The organism is Streptomyces sp. NPDC101490 (assembly GCF_044767145.1).
Taxonomy (GTDB): domain Bacteria; phylum Actinomycetota; class Actinomycetes; order Streptomycetales; family Streptomycetaceae; genus Streptomyces.
Genome location: NZ_JBIWNI010000014.1, coordinates 140,037 through 157,003, shown reverse-complemented (window position 1 = coordinate 157,003; position 16,967 = coordinate 140,037). Strand labels below are relative to the sequence as shown.

The 16,967-nt window shown below is 74.3% G+C and carries 13 protein-coding genes and 1 pseudogene; 8 read left to right on the top strand and 6 right to left on the bottom strand.

Features of this window, described 5'->3' with window-relative positions; genetic code table 11:
- Positions 1-129: 129 nt before the first annotated feature.
- From ACIRQY_RS23855 to ACIRQY_RS23830, 6 genes are all read left to right on the top strand, one after another.
- Entirely contained in the window at positions 130-1,170 is a 1,041-nt protein-coding gene (locus ACIRQY_RS23855) for an ABC transporter substrate-binding protein (protein ID WP_403928979.1), read from the top strand.
- Positions 1,171-1,429: 259 nt separating this feature from the next.
- On the top strand, positions 1,430-2,437 hold the full coding sequence (locus tag ACIRQY_RS23850) for a FecCD family ABC transporter permease (RefSeq protein ID WP_403928977.1): 1,008 nt from the start codon (positions 1,430-1,432) through the stop codon (positions 2,435-2,437).
- Complete coding sequence (locus ACIRQY_RS23845; protein WP_403928974.1) at positions 2,434-3,249, top strand: ABC transporter ATP-binding protein; 816 nt, start codon at positions 2,434-2,436, stop codon at positions 3,247-3,249. The genes ACIRQY_RS23850 and ACIRQY_RS23845 overlap by 4 nt, the downstream gene beginning before the upstream one ends.
- 344 nt (positions 3,250-3,593) lie before the next feature.
- Positions 3,594-4,547: a Rossmann-like domain-containing protein gene (locus ACIRQY_RS23840; protein ID WP_403928971.1), complete on the top strand. Its 954-nt coding sequence runs from the start codon at positions 3,594-3,596 to the stop codon at positions 4,545-4,547.
- Entirely contained in the window at positions 4,544-5,572 is a 1,029-nt protein-coding gene (locus ACIRQY_RS23835; protein ID WP_403928969.1) for a GHMP kinase, read from the top strand. Before ACIRQY_RS23840 ends, ACIRQY_RS23835 begins: the two co-directional genes overlap by 4 nt.
- Complete coding sequence (locus ACIRQY_RS23830) at positions 5,493-6,533, top strand: pyridoxal-phosphate dependent enzyme (RefSeq protein WP_403928966.1); 1,041 nt, start codon at positions 5,493-5,495, stop codon at positions 6,531-6,533. The genes ACIRQY_RS23835 and ACIRQY_RS23830 overlap by 80 nt, the downstream gene beginning before the upstream one ends.
- Before the next feature lie 98 nt (positions 6,534-6,631).
- On the opposite strand, the gene thpD is transcribed toward ACIRQY_RS23830, so the two are convergent.
- The 4 genes and pseudogenes from thpD to ectA all read right to left on the bottom strand — a co-directional run bounded on the left by thpD (position 6,632) and on the right by ectA (position 10,128).
- Positions 6,632-7,531: an ectoine hydroxylase gene (gene thpD, locus ACIRQY_RS23825; RefSeq protein ID WP_403928963.1), complete on the bottom strand. Its 900-nt coding sequence runs from the start codon at positions 7,529-7,531 to the stop codon at positions 6,632-6,634.
- A 160-nt stretch (positions 7,532-7,691) separates the two neighbouring features.
- Positions 7,692-8,087 (bottom strand): annotated as a pseudogene (locus tag ACIRQY_RS23820) (ectoine synthase); the annotation flags it as partial.
- A gap of 53 nt (positions 8,088-8,140) precedes the next feature.
- The gene (gene ectB / locus ACIRQY_RS23815) at positions 8,141-9,448 is read right to left on the bottom strand and encodes a diaminobutyrate--2-oxoglutarate transaminase (RefSeq protein ID WP_403928960.1); all 1,308 of its coding nucleotides are present in this window, start codon (positions 9,446-9,448) and stop codon (positions 8,141-8,143) included.
- A 98-nt stretch (positions 9,449-9,546) separates the two neighbouring features.
- Positions 9,547-10,128 carry a diaminobutyrate acetyltransferase gene (gene ectA / locus ACIRQY_RS23810; RefSeq protein WP_403928957.1) on the bottom strand — a complete coding sequence of 194 codons (582 nt, stop codon included), beginning with the start codon at positions 10,126-10,128 and terminating at the stop codon, positions 9,547-9,549.
- A 432-nt stretch (positions 10,129-10,560) separates the two neighbouring features.
- Between ectA and ACIRQY_RS23805 the strand changes: the two genes are divergently transcribed.
- Complete coding sequence (locus tag ACIRQY_RS23805) at positions 10,561-10,812, top strand: hypothetical protein (RefSeq protein WP_403928954.1); 252 nt, start codon at positions 10,561-10,563, stop codon at positions 10,810-10,812.
- Positions 10,813-11,092: 280 nt separating this feature from the next.
- Here ACIRQY_RS23805 and ACIRQY_RS23800 read toward each other — a convergent pair whose 3' ends face one another.
- Positions 11,093-12,382 carry an FAD-dependent monooxygenase gene (locus ACIRQY_RS23800; RefSeq protein ID WP_403928951.1) on the bottom strand — a complete coding sequence of 430 codons (1,290 nt, stop codon included), beginning with the start codon at positions 12,380-12,382 and terminating at the stop codon, positions 11,093-11,095.
- Between the two features lie 98 nt (positions 12,383-12,480).
- Between ACIRQY_RS23800 and ACIRQY_RS23795 the strand changes: the two genes are divergently transcribed.
- The gene (locus tag ACIRQY_RS23795) at positions 12,481-13,485 is read left to right on the top strand and encodes a helix-turn-helix transcriptional regulator (protein ID WP_403928948.1); all 1,005 of its coding nucleotides are present in this window, start codon (positions 12,481-12,483) and stop codon (positions 13,483-13,485) included.
- 98 nt (positions 13,486-13,583) lie between these two features.
- On the opposite strand, the gene ACIRQY_RS23790 is transcribed toward ACIRQY_RS23795, so the two are convergent.
- Complete coding sequence (locus ACIRQY_RS23790) at positions 13,584-15,749, bottom strand: ATP-binding protein (RefSeq protein ID WP_403928945.1); 2,166 nt, start codon at positions 15,747-15,749, stop codon at positions 13,584-13,586.
- Between the last annotated feature and the right edge of the window lie 1,218 nt (positions 15,750-16,967).

The following is a 16,967-nucleotide window of genomic DNA, read 5'->3' as shown; positions in this document are numbered from 1 at the left end:
GAGGACCACCCCGGGGTCGTTAATGAAAATGATTGCCATTACAGTACCCTTCGAACGCGGCACTCCCGACCGGTGCACGCCCCACCCACCCCTGCCCGCACCCCGCCGCCCTCCCCGACCGGAGCACCCATGCGCCACCCCGCCCGAACGGGCCTCGCCCTGACCCTGGCCCTCGCCTTCGCGGCCACCGGCTGCGCCACCGCCACCGACGGAAGACCCACGAGCGGCCGCCCCGGGGCCGCCGGATCCGCCGGGACCGTCTCCGCGGTCAGCTGCGGCCACGAGGTGGCCCCCGCCGCCCCGCCCCGGCGGGCCGTCACCCTCGACCAGACCTCCACCGAGATCCTGCTCGCCCTCGGACTCCAGGACCGGATGGCCGGCACCGCCAACCTCAAGACGAAGATCCCCGCCGCGTACGAGGCGGCCTACGCCGACGTCCCCGTCATCGCCCCGAAGATCGCCACCGGGGAACAACTGCGGGCCGCCGCGCCCGACCTCGTGGTCGCCGGATCGGCCGACCTCTTCACCAGGGACCGGGCGGGCACCCGCGAGGAACTGGCCGCGCTGAAGGTCCCCACCTTCGTCAGCGCCGTCGACTGCCCCCGGCTCGACCCGGCGGACCGGAACCCCTTCGAGCTCCTCTTCTCCGACTACGAGAACCTCGGCGGGCTCTTCGGCGGCGACACCGCGCAGCGGGGCCGCCACCTCGCGGCCGAACAGCGCGCCGCCGTCCTCCGCGTCCGTGAGGGCAGCCCCGTGCGGCGGGACGCGGACCGCCCGACCATCGTCTTCCTCTACTCGGTCTTCAACGGAATGCCGTACGTGGCCGGGGGCACCGGACTGCCCAGCGAGATGAGCCGGATCGTCGGCGCGAAGAACGCCTTCGACGACATCGGCGAGGACTGGCCGGAAGTCTCCTGGGAGGAGGTCGCCCGCCGCGACCCCGACCTCATCGTGGTGGGCGACCTGTCCGAACGGGGCCGCCCCGGTGACAGCGCGGCGGAGAAGCGGGCCGAACTGGCCGCCCACCCGGTGGTCTCCCGCCTCCACGCGGTCCGCGACGACCACATCCTCCAGGTCCCCGGCATCGAACTGGACCCCTCGGTCCGCTCCGTGCACACCCTCGGGCTGCTCGCGGACGGCGTGAAGGACCTGGGCCGTGCCCACTGAGGGCGCGGGCACGCCGGTCGGTTCGATGGCCGCGCGCGCCGGGGCGCCCGACCCGCACGGCGGCTCAAGTGCCCTTCCTGTGAGCGTGGTTGATCCGCCCGTCGGCGCCGGGGCGGTGTCCGGCGGGTCCGTGCCCGCGCCCGGCTCGGCACCCGGATCCGTGCCCGACGGACCTGCGCCCGGTGGACCCGCGTCCGTACCGTCCAACGCCGGTGGGGAGCACGGTGGTCCCGGGGCCCCGACTCCCGTGCCCCGGGCCGTGTTCGCCCGGGGGTGGCGGGCGTCCCTTCTCGCCGTCGCCCTCGTCTGTTCGGTCGTGGCCGCCGTGCGGGTCGGCACCGCCGGGGTCGGCTGGGCCGACCTCGCCCGCGTCCTCGGCACCCGGCTCGGTCTGGACGTCGAGCCGCTGCCCCCGCTCATCGACTCGCTCGTCTGGGACCTGCGGCTGCCCCGCGTACTGACGGCCGCGCTGGTCGGCGCCTCGCTCGCCGTGTGCGGCACCGTCCTCCAGGCCGTCACCCGCAACGCCCTCGCCGACCCCTATCTGCTCGGCGTCTCCTCCGGCGCCTCCGCCGGGGCGGTGACCGTGGTCGTCCTCGGCGTCGGCGCGAGCACCCTGGGGGTCACCGGCGGCGCCCTCCTCGGCGCCCTCCTCGCCTTCGCACTGCTCCTCGCGCTCCTGCGCCGCACCGGCCCGGACTCCGTCCGTATCGTCCTCACCGGCGTCGTCGTCGGCCAACTCCTCGCGGCCGTCACGTCGTTGATCCTGATGGCGGCGGCGGACGCGGACACCACCCGGGCGGTGACCCACTGGCTCCTCGGCTCCATGGCACCCGCCCGCTGGAGCACGGTCGTCCTCTGCGCGCTCGTCGTCCCACCGGGCCTCGCGGCGGCCTGGTGGTGCGCGAACGCCCTCGACGGACTCGCGTTCGGCGCCGACACCGCCGCCTCCCTCGGCATCGGCGTGGCACGGACCAGGACGTTCCTGCTCGTCGTGACGGCCGCGCTCACCGCCGTCGCGGTCGCCACCGTCGGCGCCGTCGGCTTCGTCGGGCTGATCGTCCCGCACGGCGTCCGCTTCCTCGTCGGCCCGCTCCACCGCGCCCTGCTGCCCTGCTCGGCGCTCGCGGGGGCCGTCTTCCTGGTGTGGACGGACGCCCTCGCCCGGATCGCGTTCGCACCCCGGGAGATGCCCGTCGGAGTGATCACCGCCCTCATCGGCGTCCCCCTCTTCCTCCTCGTCCTGCGCAGGCGGGGTGAACTGTGAGGATCACCGCCGAGAACCTGAGCTGGTCCGTCGCGGGCACCCCCGTGGTACGCGGGGTCGGCGCGGACGTCGAACCCGGCGAGACCGTCGGACTGATCGGCCCCAACGGCTCCGGAAAGTCCTCCCTGTTGCGCTGCCTGGCCGGGCTCCGCGACCCCGACACCGGCACGGTCCGCTACGACGGGCGGCCCGTGCGCGACTGGACCGCCCGCCGGATCGCCCGGCACACCGCCTTCGTCGCCCAGGACCCGGCCGCCGACACCGATCTGCGCGTCGCCGAGGTCGTGGGCCTCGGCCGCACCCCGTACCGCGACCGCTGGCGCGGACCCGACGCCACCGACCGCGCGGTGACCGCCGCCGCCCTCGAACGCCTCGGGCTCACCGCGCTCGCCGGACGCTCCTGGAAGGCCCTGTCCGGCGGCGAACGGCAACGCGCCCACATCGCCCGCGCACTGGCCCAGGAGCCGCGCGCCCTGCTGCTCGACGAACCCACCAACCACCTCGACGTCCGCCACCAGCTGGAACTGATGGAACTGCTCACCGGCACCGACCGGACGGTCCTGGTCGCCCTGCACGACCTGTCGCTCGCCGCCCGGTACTGCGACCGGCTCCTGCTCCTGCACCACGGCCGCCTCGTCGCGGCGGGAACACCCGCCGAGGTCCTCACCACCGAACGGCTCGCCGAGGTCTTCGGGGTCGACGCCACCCTCACCACCGACGCCCTGGGACACCCGGCCGTCACCTACCGGGGCCCACTCGGGACGACCGGCCGCACACCCCGGCAGACCCGAACCGTCCACCGGTCCGGCTGACCGCGACCGCCGGGGCCGTCGCGTCCTGCCACGACCCGCCACGACCCGCCACACCCCGCACACCCCGCCACCTCCGCCCACCGGACGGGCCGTACGACCTCCGTCCGGACCTCCGGCCGTACGGCGGTGGTCCGGCTGTCTCCCGTACGAGCCTGCCGGGCCCACGTGACCGCCGTAACCCGACGTACCGCTGTCGCCGTAGCGCTTCACGGCCTCGCCCCGGCGGCTCGCCCACCGGCCCGGCCGGACGCGCCGACCCGGAGGCCGGGCCCGTCGTCCCTCGCCCCCCACCGGCCGGAGTCCCGGCCCCGTTCACCCCACTCACCGACAAGAAGGCCCACCCCATGTCCCTCCCGTCCCTCCCCGCACGCCCTCCGCTCCCCGCCTCCACCACCGTCCCCGCCTCCACCGCCGTCCCCGTGTCCGCGCCCCTCGGTCCCGTCGCCCGGCTCGTCGACGCGGTCCTCGCGGGGGAGCACGGCCCGTCACCCGCCTCGCTCGTCGCGACCAGCGTGTTCTGGATCCACCACGGCACCCGTCTCGCGGGCGGGGCCACCACGTACCTCAACCAGTACGTCCTGGTCCGTCTCGGCGGCTCCTTCGGCGGCTGCGCCTTCGAGGCGGGCGAGATCACCCCGGAGATCTGCCGCGCGTCCTCCGGAGCCCCGCTCGACGTCCTGCTGCGCACCGGCCCGCTCCCGCTGCGGATCGCCGCCCTCGACGCCTACCTCGCGGAGACCCGCCCGCACCGCGCGGCCGCCGAGGCGGGCGACGCGGAACGCGTCACCCTGCCCACGGGCACCCCGGAGGTCCGCGCGGTCGCGCGGGACGCCGCCGTCGCCGGACTCCTCGACGTGCCGAAAGGCGCCCGGGTCGCCCTCATCGGGGTCGTCAACCCCCTCGTCGCGGCCATCCGCGAGCGCGGCGGAGTGCCCCTGCCCTGCGACTTCAACCTCAGGGCCACCCAGTGGGGCGACCCCGTCACCGACGACATGCACGCCGTCCTCGACCGAGCCGACGCGGTCGTCGCCACCGGGATGACCCTGAGCAACGGCTCCTTCGACACCGTCCTGGAACGCTGCCGGGCGCGGGACGTCCCGCTGATCGTGTACGCGCAGACCGGCTCCGCCGTCGCCCGCGCCTTCCTCGGCTCAGGAGTGACCGCCCTCTCGGCGGAACCCTTCCCCTTCTCCCAGTTCAGCGCCGACGAGACGCCCCTGTACCGGTACCGCCACCGGACGGACACGACGCACTCCACCAGCCACACCGGGGCCGGAGTACGGGGGGACGGGGCATGAGTCCGGCCACCGGAACGCCACCGGACACCGGCACCGGCCACGCCCCCCGCCACCACGGCGAGCTCCTCCAGGGCGTCTTCCGCGACACCGAGGGCCGACGGTGCGCGGGTCTGGTCACCCTTCCGCTGCCCGGTCCCGGCAGCACCGCCACGTTCCGCCGCCGCCCCGGCACCCCGCCCGAGGCGCTGACCGTGACCCCCGCCGACCGGACGAAGGCCGCCCGCGCGGCGGCCCTCGCCGTCACCGCGTGTGCCGCGCGCCGCGGACTCCCTCCCTGCGGAGGCGAGTTGGGCTTGAGCGGGAGCGTTCCGGTGGGTCTGGGCATGGGCAGTTCGACCAGTGATGTGATCGCCGCCGTCCGCGCGGTCGCCGCCGCGCACGGGCTCCGCCTCGCCCCCGGAGCGGTCGCCCGGCTGGCCGTCCGGGCGGAACGGGCCAGCGACCCGCTGATGCTGGACGGTCGCCCCGTGCTCTTCGCCCAGCGCGAGGGCCGGGTCCTCGAAGTCCTCGGCCGGGCCCTGCCGCCCCTGCTCGTCGTCGGCTGCGCCCTCGGCGGCGGCGCCCCCGTCGACACCCTCGCCCTCCCCGTACGGGAGGCCACGGAAGCGGACGTCCGCGAGTACGAACGGCTGCGCGGGCTGCTGCGCCGGGCCGTCGCCACCGGCGACGCGCCCCTCCTCGGCGAGGTCGCCACCGCCAGCGCCCGACGGGGCCAGGAGGCCCTGGGGCACGCCGAGTTCGGCACCCTGACCGCCCTCGCCCGGCGGATCGGCGCGCTGGGCGTGCAGATCGCGCACAGCGGCGCGGTGGCCGGAGTCCTCCTCGATCCGGCGGCCCCCGGGGACCCGCGAGCCCGCGTCCGTGACTGTCTGCGCGCGCTGAGCGCCCACGGCATCCCCGCCACCCGTGTCTTCACCACCCTCCCCACCCCCAAGGAGTCCCCGCATGGACCGGCACGTCGCGGACGCGATCGGCAGGCCCGACCTGATACACCTCGACGACCGGCTCGTCTGTCTGCGCTTTGAGACGATGAAGGTGGTCTCCGCCCTCGCCGCCGTCCGCCATCTGCTCGACACCGGGGCCGTACGCCGGGGGGACACGCTCCTCGACAGTTCCAGCGGCATCTACGCGTACGCCCTGGCCCTGGCCTGTCACCGCCACGGGATGCGCTGCCACATCGTCGGCTCGTCCACCGTGGACCGCACCCTACGGGTCCAGCTCGACGTGCTCGGGGTGACCCTGGAGCAGATGGAGCCCTGCGACGACCTCAAGCTCGACCAGAAGCGGCGGGTCGAGCGCGTCCACGAGATCCTCGCCGCACACCCCGGGTACCACTGGATGCGCCAGTACCACGACGCCGTCCACCACCTCGGCTACCGGGCGGTCGCGGACCGGATCAGGGAGGAGACCGGCGGACGGAACCTCACCCTCGTCGGCGGGGTCGGCTCCGGCGTCTCCACCGGCGCCCTCACCCGTTACCTCCGCGCGGCGGCCGACCACCCCACCGATGTCGAACTCGTCGGTGTCCAGCCCTTCGGCAGCCTCACGTTCGGCGCCGAGCACACCACCGACCCGGAGATCATCATCGCGGGCATCGGCAGCTCGATCCCCTTCGGGAACGTCTCCCACGAGCTGTACGACACCCTGCACTGGATCTCCTTCGACGCGGCCCTCTCCGGCACGGTCGAACTCCTGCGCGGGCACGCCGTCTTCGCGGGGCTCTCGACCGGCGCCGCCCACCTCGCGGCCCGCCACGAACGCGACCGCGCCCCCGGCCGTACGGTCGTGTTCGTCGCACCCGACACCGGCCACCGCTACGTCGACACCGTCCACAGCCGCCACCGCGAGGCCGTGCCGCTGGCGACCCTCGCCCCGAAGGAGATCTCCGGCCAGCGCGAACTGGCCCTGCCCTGGTCCCGGATGCGGTGGAACCGCCGGCCGTGGGACCACCCGGCCGCACCCCGCACGACGGGAGCGACCGCGTAGGACGCGTGCCCCGGTCCGGTGCGTCCACGGGGACGCACCGGACCGGGGCGACCTCATGGAGCGCGTCCCGACGCGGTCGGCCGACGGCCGGTCGTGGGTCAGCCGACGGGGACGACGTCCCGCGCGGCGATGAACGACGGACGCCGGACCGGCGCGGCGAACGGCGGCTCGGGACGGTTCTCGACACTGTTGAAGACCAGGAACACATTGCTGCGGGGATACGGGGTGATGTTGTCGCCCGAGCCGTGCAGGGCGTTGCAGTCGAACCAGGTCGCCGAACCCGCGGGCCCCGTGAAGTGCCGGATGCCGCACGCCTCCGCGAACGTCGTGAGCGCCTCGTCGGACGGCGTCCCCGCTTCCTGCGCCCGCAGCGACTTCCGGTAGTTGTCCTCGGGGGTGGCCCCGGCGCAGCCCAGGAACGAGCGGTGCGAACCCGGCATGATCATCAGGCTGCCATTGGTGGTGTGGTTCGGGGTGAGCGCGATCGACACCGACACCGTCCGCATCCTCGGCAGCCCGTCCTCCGCGTGCCAGGTCTCGAAGTCGGAGTGCCAGTAGAAGCCGCTCGCGCCGAACCCGGGCTTGACGTTGACGCGGGACTGATGGACGTACACGTCGGAGCCGAGGATCTGGCGGGCGCGCCCGACGAGGCGCGGATCGGCGGCCAGCCGGGCGAAGACCTCGCTGGTCCGGTGCACCTCGAACACGGAGCGGATCTCCCGCGAGTGCGGTTCGACCACGGCCCGCTCGTCCTCCCGCACCGCCGGATCGGTGACGAGCCGGTCCAGTTCGTCCCGCAGCTCCGCCACCTCCTCGGGCGTGACGATCGCGTCCACCGTGGCGAAGCCGTCCCGTTCGTACTCCTCCAGCTCCCGGGCCCAGAAGGGCCCCGCGGTGCCGGGCGCAGACCACACGACGGGGTCCTTGCGGCCGATCAGCCGCTCGTCGGTGCCACGGGTCGGGTAGAGGTCGACGGGACGGGCGGGGGCGGAGGTCATGAGAGGTGGTGCCTTCCTTTGTCTCGTACGGGGGTGGGGGGCGGGGGCGGGGGCGGCCGGCTCAGCCGGGCTCGGAGCCGGAACCGGGCTCGGAGCCGGAACTGGAGGGGGAGCTGGACCCGGTATCGGACCTGGACCCGGATTCGGGCTCGGACCCGGATTCGGGCTCGGTGAGCAGCGGGTAGACGCCGTTCTCGTCGTGGTCCTCACGGCCGGTGACGGGCGGGTTGAAGACGCACAGGCAGCGGAAGTCGCGCTTGACGTGGAGGGTGTGCCGCTCGTGCCCGTCGAGCAGGTACATCGTGCCGGGCACGATCGTGTAGGTGCGGCCCGTCTCGTGGTCGGTCAGCTCGGCCTCGCCGGCGGTGCAGACGACCGCCTCGACGTGGTGCGCGTACCACATCGAGGTCCGGGTCCCGGCGTACAGCACGGTCTCGTGGAGGGAGAACCCGACCCGTTCGCGGGCCAGCACGATGCGCTTGCTCTCCCAGGTGCCGGACGCGGACCGGACGTGCCTTTCGGTGCCGTCGAGTTCGTCGAAGGTGCGCACGATCACGGAGGGACCGCCTTTCTGTGGAGGGGGGTCGGGCGCGGTCGGTGGAGGTCCGTTCAGGCGGCCCGGCCGCCGACCGCACGGAGTCCGGCCGTGTGCCGGACGGAGCGCGCGAGGATGCCGAGGCCCTCGTCGAGTTCGTCGTCCGTCGCCGTCAGCGGCGGCAGCAGCTTCACGACCTCGCCGTTCGGGCCCGAGGTCTCCAGGAGGAGGCCGAGTTCGAAGGCCCGGCGGCACACGGCTCCGGCGCGCTCGCCGTCGGCGAACTCCAGGCCCCAGACGAGTCCGCGTCCGCGCGCCCTGAGGGCCGTACGGCCGTCGTCGCCGCACAGGTCGAGCAGCGCGTTCTCGACGCGCCCGGCGCGGCCGAGGGTGCGGTCGCGGAGGGCGCTGTCGGACCAGTACGCGCGCAGGGCGGCGGTGGCGGTGACGAAGGCCGGGTTGTTGCCGCGGAAGGTGCCGTTGTGCTCGCCGGGCTGCCACACGTCCAGCTCCGGGCGGAACAGGCAGAGGGCCATGGGGAGTCCGTAGCCGCTGATGGACTTCGACAGGGTGACGATGTCGGGGACGATGCCCGCCTCCTCGAAGGAGAAGAAGTCGCCCGTGCGTCCGCAGCCCATCTGGATGTCGTCCACGATGAGCAGCATGTCCCGGCGGCGGCACAGCTCGGCGAGCCGCCGGAGCCAGGCGACACGGGCGACGTTGACGCCGCCCTCGCCCTGGACCGTCTCGACGATCACGGCCGCCGGGTGGTCGAGTCCGGAGCCGGGGTCGCCGAGGAGCCGGTCGAAGAGGAGGAAGTCCGGGGTCCGGCCGTCGAGGTAGTGGTCGTACGGCATCTGGATGGTGTGGCTGAGGGGGACGCCCGCCCCGGCGCGCTTGGCGGCGTTTCCGGTGACGGCGAGGGAGCCCAGCGACATGCCGTGGAAGGCGTTGGTGAAGGAGACGACCGTCTCCCGCCCGGTGACCTTGCGGGCGAGTTTCAGGGCCGCCTCCACGGCGTTGGTGCCGGTCGGTCCCGGGAACATCACCTTGTACGGGAGGCCGCGCGGCTCCAGGACCGTCGCGCGGAACGTCTCCAGGAAGTCCCGTTTGGCGGTCGTCGACATGTCGAGTCCGTGGGTGATGCCGTCGTCCGCGAGGTAGTCGAGGAGCGCGCGTTTCAGGACGGGGTTGTTGTGGCCGTAGTTGAGGGAGCCCGCGCCCGCGAAGAAGTCGAGGAAGGGACGTCCGTCCTCGTCGTGGAGCCTGCTGCCGCTCGCGCGCTCGAAGACGACGGGCCAGGCGCGGCAGTAGCTGCGGACCTCGGATTCGACGGTCTCGAAGACGGAGGGGGCGGCGATGATGTCGGTCGGTGCGGTCACGTTTCTCCTGGTTCGGTGCGGGTGGGGGTGCGGGTGGGGGAGGGAGAGGGGCGGCGGGAGGGTGCGGCCGGGTCGCGGCGGCGGGAGGCGCCGGTCCGTCAGGGCGTCAGGGGGCCGATGCGGTAGAGCACCTCGGACCGGTGGCCGTCACCGGTCTCCGAGGTCCCCGCGGCCCCGGACGGCGGCTCGGGGAAGACCGTGGACGGGAACAGCACCTCCTGGGCCACGGCCGCGCCCCTGCGGCGGGCGAAGGCGCGGAACATCCGGTCCGACGGTGGGTTGTCCGGGGTCACGGTCGCCTCCAGCGCGTCGAGTCCGTGCTCGGCCGCCACCCGGTCGGACAGGGCGTCGAGCAGTGCTCCGGCTACCCCGGTTCCGCGGTGCGAACCATCGACGGCGACCTGCCAGACGAAGAGCGTGCGCGGCGCGTCGGGGCGCAGATAGCCGGTGACGAACCCGACCGGGCGGCCTCCGGAGTCGCGGGCGACGGCGGTCGTGGCGGCGAAGTCACGGCACCACAGCAGGTAGCTGTAGGGCGAGTTGACGTCCAGTTCCCCGGCGTCGCGGGCGATCCGCCAGAGCGCGGAGCCGTCGTCCGCGTGGGCGCGGCCGATCGTCACACCGGGGGCGTGGATCCTGTCGGGTCGGGTGGTCCTGGGCGTCGCATGGGCGAGGGTCATGTGTGCCGAAGCTACCGAGCGGGACGGGGAACTTCCTGCGGCTGAGGGCTTGTACGCAACCAGCGCGCGTGATAGTTGCGCAAGGTTGCCGGGTGGCCTTGATCAACTCACGAGCGGCGGGAAAATCGCCGTGAAGTGGTCCATATCCTTAGTTTATAACGACCAGGTAACGGCTTGTGGGGAGGTGGTCATCTCCATATCGGATGTGAGAAGGTTCCGCGCCGCGGGTTTGGGGCGCTCGCGCGGGGTGATGCGTACGGGCTCGGGTCGAGCGCCGAGGGTCGGTCAGGCCCCGAAGGGTGGTCGGGCGACGAGGGCCGGTCGGGCCCCGAGGGTCGGTCGGGCCCCGAGGGTCGGTCGGGCCCGAGGGGTGATCGGGCCGGGGGTGGCCGGGTGTCGAGGGTCGGGGAGGCGTCGAGGTACCTTCACCGCATGTCACTCGCCCCCGACGACGAGGTCCAGAGCCGCGAGGCCCTGGCGGCCTTCGTCCGAGACCTGCACCAGGACTACCTCCGCCGAGGGCGAGAATGGGAGAACCAGAGCCTGGACCACTTCCTCGGAGCGCTCGCGGCGTGGATGGACGACGCGCCGGGCTGGTACCGGAACTCCGGGAAGGAGCTCCCCGACGGCGGCGACTGGACCTTCCTGGCCAGGGCCCTCCAGGCCGCCACCGTCTACGAGTGACCCCGCCCCCGGGGCCGGGCCGACTGGACGGAGAACGGCCTCCGGCCGGCCGTACGGACGTTCGCGGTACGCCGACCGGCGCCTGGGCCACGACCCACCGGAAGCCGCCGCGAGGAGCGATGTCAGACCCGGGGCCTACCGTGAGGGAGTCCTTAGTCACGCGTGCTGGCTGCTCGTAGCTGCTCGGGACCGACGCCCCGCCGGCGTGGAACCCGGGCGGGGCGTCGACGCGCCTGACGACGGTTCGACGGGCGCCGGTCGGAGCCGCCTTCCCCGATGCTCAGAAGCCGACGGGCCGTCTCGGTGCCGTGTGCTCATCGGCGCCGTGCGCTCCGCGATGCCGCAACCGGGCGGCGGCGGCCAGGACCGGGGTGGTCACGACGGTGGCGGCGGCGCCGAGGGCGGTGTCGGTGGCCAGGATCAGACGGACCGTCCTCATGGCGCGCGTGAGGACCTCGCTGCCCCGCCGCCGCATCCCCGCCTCGAACCGGGCCACCGCCTCGACCGTCGTCGTACCGTCACCGACATCACCCAGGTGCCGGAGCAGAGCCGCGGCGTCACGGATCGCCGCACCGGCCCCCATCCCGGCGGTGGGCGGTGTCGCGTGGACGGCGTCGCCCAGCGCGGTGACGCGGCCCGCGCCCCAGGGCGCCAGCTCGGCGGCACGGGTCGAGGCCGCGTGGAAGCGGTACGCCGCCACACCGTCCGGATCGGCACGGGCGATGACTTCGAGCGTGTGCCCGGCCCACCCGAACGCGCGGAACCGGTTCGACAGCGCGTCGCGCAACTCGCCCCCGCGCAGGGCACGGAGGGAGTCGGTCGCGGGCGACTCGGGGAACATGGCCCCCCAGATGTAGGTGGGACCGGTCGTGACGGACATCCCAAGCTCCGGGGCATCGAGCGCGGCCTTGCCGACCGGGTTGAGGAAACCGGTGTACAACGCCGCGCCCCGCGGGCCGATCGCCAGCCCCGAGCGGAGCCCGAGCCGCCGCCGCTCGGCGGGACCGAGGTCGGTGCGGAGAGTACGGCCCGAGAACCCGACGATGCCCGCGGGGCTGTTGGTCCGCCGTCCCGCCAGATGCCGGGCGACCAGGGAGTGCGTGCCGTCCGCACCGACCACCAGATCCGCCGGGACGGGCGGGGCGTCGGTGAACAGCACCCGGGGCACTCCGTCGTCGTCCTGCCGGACGCCGGTCACCGTCCGCCCCAGACACAGGTCGTCGCGGACCTCTTCGGCCAGCAGCGTACGCAAGGTGATGCGGTCGACATCGACGCTGGAGACACCGCTGAGATCCGGCCCCAGGCCGAGAAGCCGGCCGTGACGGTCCCAGATCGCGTCGCGGTCGCGCAGCCGCAGCGCCGAGGACGACGCGAGGAGCCGCCGCACGATCTCCGGCGCCACCAGTTCCCGCAGCGCCGACAGGGCCCGCCCGTCGAGGGTGATGTGGTAGCCGCCCGTGGCCGCCACATCGGTGTCACGGTCGAACACCTTCACCTCGAACCCCCTGCGACGCAAACCCGCGCCCAGCGCGAGTCCACCGATCCCGCCGCCGACCACGACAACACGCATACGAATCATCCTCTTTCCACCACCGTGGGATTGCCCGGGTGGTCGACAGTGGCACCGGTAGTGGACATCGAATGGCCACTACCCGGCATGATGAGACGATGGCGAGCACCTCACGACGCGCGTTGCGGCTGCTGTCCCTGCTCGGATCACGCCGCCTGTGGCCGCTGCGTGAACTGGCCGTCGCGCTCGAGACCGGCGAACGCACCGTACGCCGGGACATCGAGACCCTGCGCCTCCTCGGATACCCGATCACCACCGTCCACGGGCCCGATGGCGGATACCGGCTCGGGGCGGGCCACACCCTTCCGCCGCTGGTGTTCGACCACGGACAGGCCCTCGCGGTCGCGGTGGCCCTGCAGGCCGCGCCCAGCACGGTCTCCGGCCTCGGGGACGACGCGGCGCGGGCCCTGATCACCCTGGAACAGGCCATGCCCGCCGCGCTGCGGGAATCGATGAAGTCCCTGCGCCTGACGAGGCTGCGGGACTACTGGGAGTTTCCGGCACCCCCCGTCGACCCGGCCGCGCTCACCGCCGTGGGAGCCGCCGTCCGCCACCGCCACGTGCTCGTCACCGAGACGCTGCGCCCCGACGGCTCACGCCCCGGGAGCGCGGACGAGGACTTCGCGCCCGCCCGCCGCGTCGAGCCCCACCACCTGGTCGTCTGGGCAGGCCGCTGGTACCTGGTCGCCTACGACCTCGGGGACCACCAGTGGCGGGTGCACCGCGTGGACCGGCTCCGGACCCGCCCCACGACACACCGCTTCGGTCCGCGCGAGGCCCCCTACGACGACCTCGCCCACTACGTAATGAGCAGCCACGATCGCGGCGACACCCCCGCCTCCTGGCCGTGCACCGGCAACGCCCGGCTCGACCTCCCGGCAGGCGTCGTCGCCCGCTGGGCCCCCAGCGGCTCGGTCGTCGAACACCTCGACACCGAGCATTGCCGCCTCACCCTCGGCGCCTGGTCCTGGGCCGGGGTCGCGGGGATCCTCGCCACCTTCGACACCGAGCTCACCGACGTCCGGCCGCCCGAACTCGTAGAAGCGTGCCGACGGCTCGCGCACCGACTGACCTCTGCCGCAGTCACCGAGGGAGAGCCGTAGCCGACCTTGACACTGAGCACGGCCACATCCCCAGGCCGCACAAGGGAGAGGCCACGAAACCTTGCCGGGGACGCGTTCGCCCGTACGCCGACAGGTGGTCACGATCGGCCCGCGCCGTCCTCGGCCGTCCGCGCCGACGGTGTGCCCGCTCGGGGCATCGGGACGAACGGGCGCCGACGGAAGTCCGGCGGTGTGTGCGATCCGTCGGGGAACCGCCCCGCCGGTCCCGTGCCCTCCCCGCTCTCGATGTGGTCGAGCAGGAGCCTGAGCGCGTGCCGTGCCTGCGGTGCCGCCCCCGGCTCCTGGGCGAGCCGGGCCAGGGCGCGCCTGGTGCGGTGGCCCGCCCGGCCGCTGCGGCCCGCCCGGTGCTCGGCGAAGGCACGGGCGTACTGCGCGAGGGCGGCCGACCAGAGGTCGTCGCATCCGGTGGGCCGGGCCAGGGCCCGCTCGGCCGTCCGTACCGCCGCCTCCGGCGAGGTGTGGGCCTCGACGACGGACAGGGCCGCGAGACTCACCGAGGGCGGCGGTCCGCCGTACGCCCGCTCCGGAACGGTGTCGGCGGCCAGCCGGTAGTACCGCGCCGCCGCCTCCAGATCCCGCCGCTGCCACGCCAGCGTGCCCTGGACGTGGGCGACGCGGCCCACCAGCGCGTCGTCACCGGCCAGTACGGCGGCGGGCCAGACGAGTTCCACGAGCCGGTGGGCCGTCCTGGGGTCGTGCGCGGCGACCAGCCAGGCCGCGAGGCCCCGGCCCCTCGCCACCAGCGGACTGGCTGAGGGGAGGCGCGGCAGCAGCCCCAACAGCAGGGCGCCGCCCTCCGTACCGCGCCCGTGCACCGCCCACCAGAACCAGAGGTGGAGCACGGACTCGACCGCCGCCTCCGTCCGCTCGATCTGCGCGGCGGGGACGGAGAAGGCGGAGGGGAGGACGGGCTCCGGATCGTCGGCTCCGTGGGAATGGCGGTGGGGCCAGGCCGGGCAGGCGGCGTCACAAGGCGGCTCCGCGTGGTCCGAACGGGCGGACCGGTCCGAGGCGTCCGGTCGGTTCGGTCCGTCTGGATGAGCCCGTCCGTCCGGGCGGTCCGGGCCGTCCGGGCCCAGGGGGCTGTTCGGACTGCCTGGGTGGTCCGAATGGTCTGGACGGTCCGAGGCCGCAGGGTCGTCCGGTGTGTACGAGGTATCGGTCTGGGTCCGGGCCGAAGAGCCCGGCTGGGTCCAGCGGTCCGCAGGCCCCGTTTGGTCAGCGGGGTCCGGGCGGTCCGGATGGTTCGGGTCACCCAAGTGGTCCGAGTGGCGTGAGGGCTTCGGGTGGCTCGGACGGTCCGGGGGGTCCTCGTGTTCCGAGGGCGCCGGGCCACGGTCCGGTTCCGGGGTCGCGTCCGGCCCTCCCCGCCGTCGGGCCGGGGCCGACGGCGCGGGCCGCCCGCCCCGGGCCACGGCCATCAGATCGTCGTGCTCGTCGAGGACGATCTGCACCGCCTGCCGCTGGAGCCCCGTGTGCCACAAGGTCTCGGCGACTGCCGCGACCCCCCGGTAGTGGATCGCGTGCCGGGTAAGGAGGTCCGGTGACTCGCCCGCCCCCCGCAGCCGTTCGGCGCCGAAGTCGCGTGCCGCCCGCGCCATCCGGTAGCGGGGCACGCGCACCGCGCCCGGCTCGCCGATCACCCGGAGCACGCCCTTCGCGCCCAGCAGCGCCAGGCACGCGGGCACCTCCTCGGGCTCGACCCCGTCCCCGGCGCACAGATGGACCGCCGCCGACTCGCTGAACGCGCCCGCGAACACACTGGCCCTGCGCCACACCTTCCGGGCGGCGGGCTCGCACAGCGCGTGCACCGCGCCGATGGAGGCGCGCAGCGACCGGTGGCGCCGCAGGAGCGGCCCCGGTCCGGTCAGCCAGCACTGGTCCGCCTCCAGCCGGGCGGCGAGCTCCCGTACCGTCCGACCGCCCACCTGACCCGCCGCCAGTTCGATCGCGAGCGGTACCCCTTCGAGCATGCGGCACACCCGGGTGACGTCCGCGAGTCCGGCCTCGTCCCACTCCGCGCCGCCCGGCGCGCGGGCCAGGAACAGAGCGACGGCGGGGGCGGGCCCCGGCGCGCCCGCGCACGGGTCGACGGCCAGCGGTGCCAGGCGCAGCACCCGTTCGTCACCGAGCCCGAGCGCGCGGCGCGCGGTCACGAGCACGCGCAGCGCGGGCACGTCCATCAGCAGCCGCTGCACCAGGCCCGCGCATTCGACGCGGACGGGATCGACGTCGTCCAGCACCAGCAGGAGCCGGCCGCGCGCGGTGGCCGCCAGCGCGGCGGCGAGAACGTCCCCCGTACCCGTACCTGTACCTGTACCCGCACTCGTCCTCGTACCCGTATCGCTCCCCGTACCTGTGCTCGCATCGGTATCCGGAGCCCTGCCCGTACGAGCGCCCGCGCCCGTATCCGCTCGTGATGCGGCGCCCGCGCCCGGACCCGTATCCCGACCCGTGTCCCGGCCCCCATCCGGACTCGGACATGACGACCGCTCCAAGCCCGTGTCCGCACCCGTGTCCGCACCCGCCTCCGCCTCTGCCTCTGCCTCCGGCGGAACCCCCGTCGCCGCGGTGAGGGCCCGGGTCACCCGTGCGGTCAGGGCACCGGGGCCGGCGGGCACGCCGTCGTGCCAGCGCACCCGGACCACGGCCCGCCACGGCCCGGTGCCCGGGGGAGCCGCGACGGCCAGGGCGAGCCTGCTCTTGCCGACCCCGGCGGCGCCCGTCACGGTCACCTGCCGGTGACCGGTCAGCGCCGCCCGCAGCTCCGCGACCTCCCCGGAGCGCCCCAGCAGTCCGCCCCGCTCCGGGGACGGGCCGCCGCGCCCGGCGCCGCAGTCGTCGCCATGTGTCCACACCTTGGGATACTTCACGACCTCGTCGTCCCCGCTTCCCTGGATGACGCCCCCGTCCGAAGCTCGGCCATACGGCATGAAACCGCAGGCCCAGAGTGCAGAACCGTCACTGCAAACGGCGTCATGGCAACCCCAACGCGCGAGCGGAGCGCCGGTTTCGCCGCGACGTGCCGGAGCACACTTACCGGCGAACGGCCGTACACCAGAGCCACACCCGAGGGAGCCGCGCACCGCTCCGGTCCACCCGTGCTCGTGTCCGGCGGAACGCGTGTGCGTCAACCACGCACCTCCCGGTTCACTCGCGCCGCTGGCGCGGGCTCGTCAGACACCGGCGCCATCAGGCCAGTACGGGAGGTGTGCGTGCGGGCGTCGTGCGGGAGGTGACGGGAGGGATCTCCCGGAGGGCGCGGTGGTGCGCGGCGGGGCCGCGACGGCGGCGCGGGCTCCGGCAAACCCGTCGCACGGCGCTGGCCGGGGACGCCCCCATCGGGACTGTACGAAGTCACGGGGCGGCGGTGAGCTGGAGCTGTCGGGCTCCGCCCTCCCGGACCGCATCGCGGCCGTCCGGGTCCCGGGGGGTCACGGCGCACCGTCGACAGACTGGAG

Coding starts and splice junctions, on each gene's coding strand:
- ACIRQY_RS23855 (WP_403928979.1), top strand. CDS start 130: ATGCGCCACCCCGCCCGAACGGGCCTCGCCCTGACCCTGGCCCTCGCC.
- ACIRQY_RS23840 (WP_403928971.1), top strand. CDS start 3,594: ATGTCCCTCCCGTCCCTCCCCGCACGCCCTCCGCTCCCCGCCTCCACC.
- ACIRQY_RS23835 (WP_403928969.1), top strand. CDS start 4,544: ATGAGTCCGGCCACCGGAACGCCACCGGACACCGGCACCGGCCACGCC.
- ACIRQY_RS23830 (WP_403928966.1), top strand. CDS start 5,493: ATGGACCGGCACGTCGCGGACGCGATCGGCAGGCCCGACCTGATACAC.
- thpD (WP_403928963.1), bottom strand. CDS start 7,531: ATGACCTCCGCCCCCGCCCGTCCCGTCGACCTCTACCCGACCCGTGGC.
- ectA (WP_403928957.1), bottom strand. CDS start 10,128: ATGACCCTCGCCCATGCGACGCCCAGGACCACCCGACCCGACAGGATC.
- ACIRQY_RS23805 (WP_403928954.1), top strand. CDS start 10,561: ATGTCACTCGCCCCCGACGACGAGGTCCAGAGCCGCGAGGCCCTGGCG.
- ACIRQY_RS23800 (WP_403928951.1), bottom strand. CDS start 12,382: ATGCGTGTTGTCGTGGTCGGCGGCGGGATCGGTGGACTCGCGCTGGGC.
- ACIRQY_RS23795 (WP_403928948.1), top strand. CDS start 12,481: ATGGCGAGCACCTCACGACGCGCGTTGCGGCTGCTGTCCCTGCTCGGA.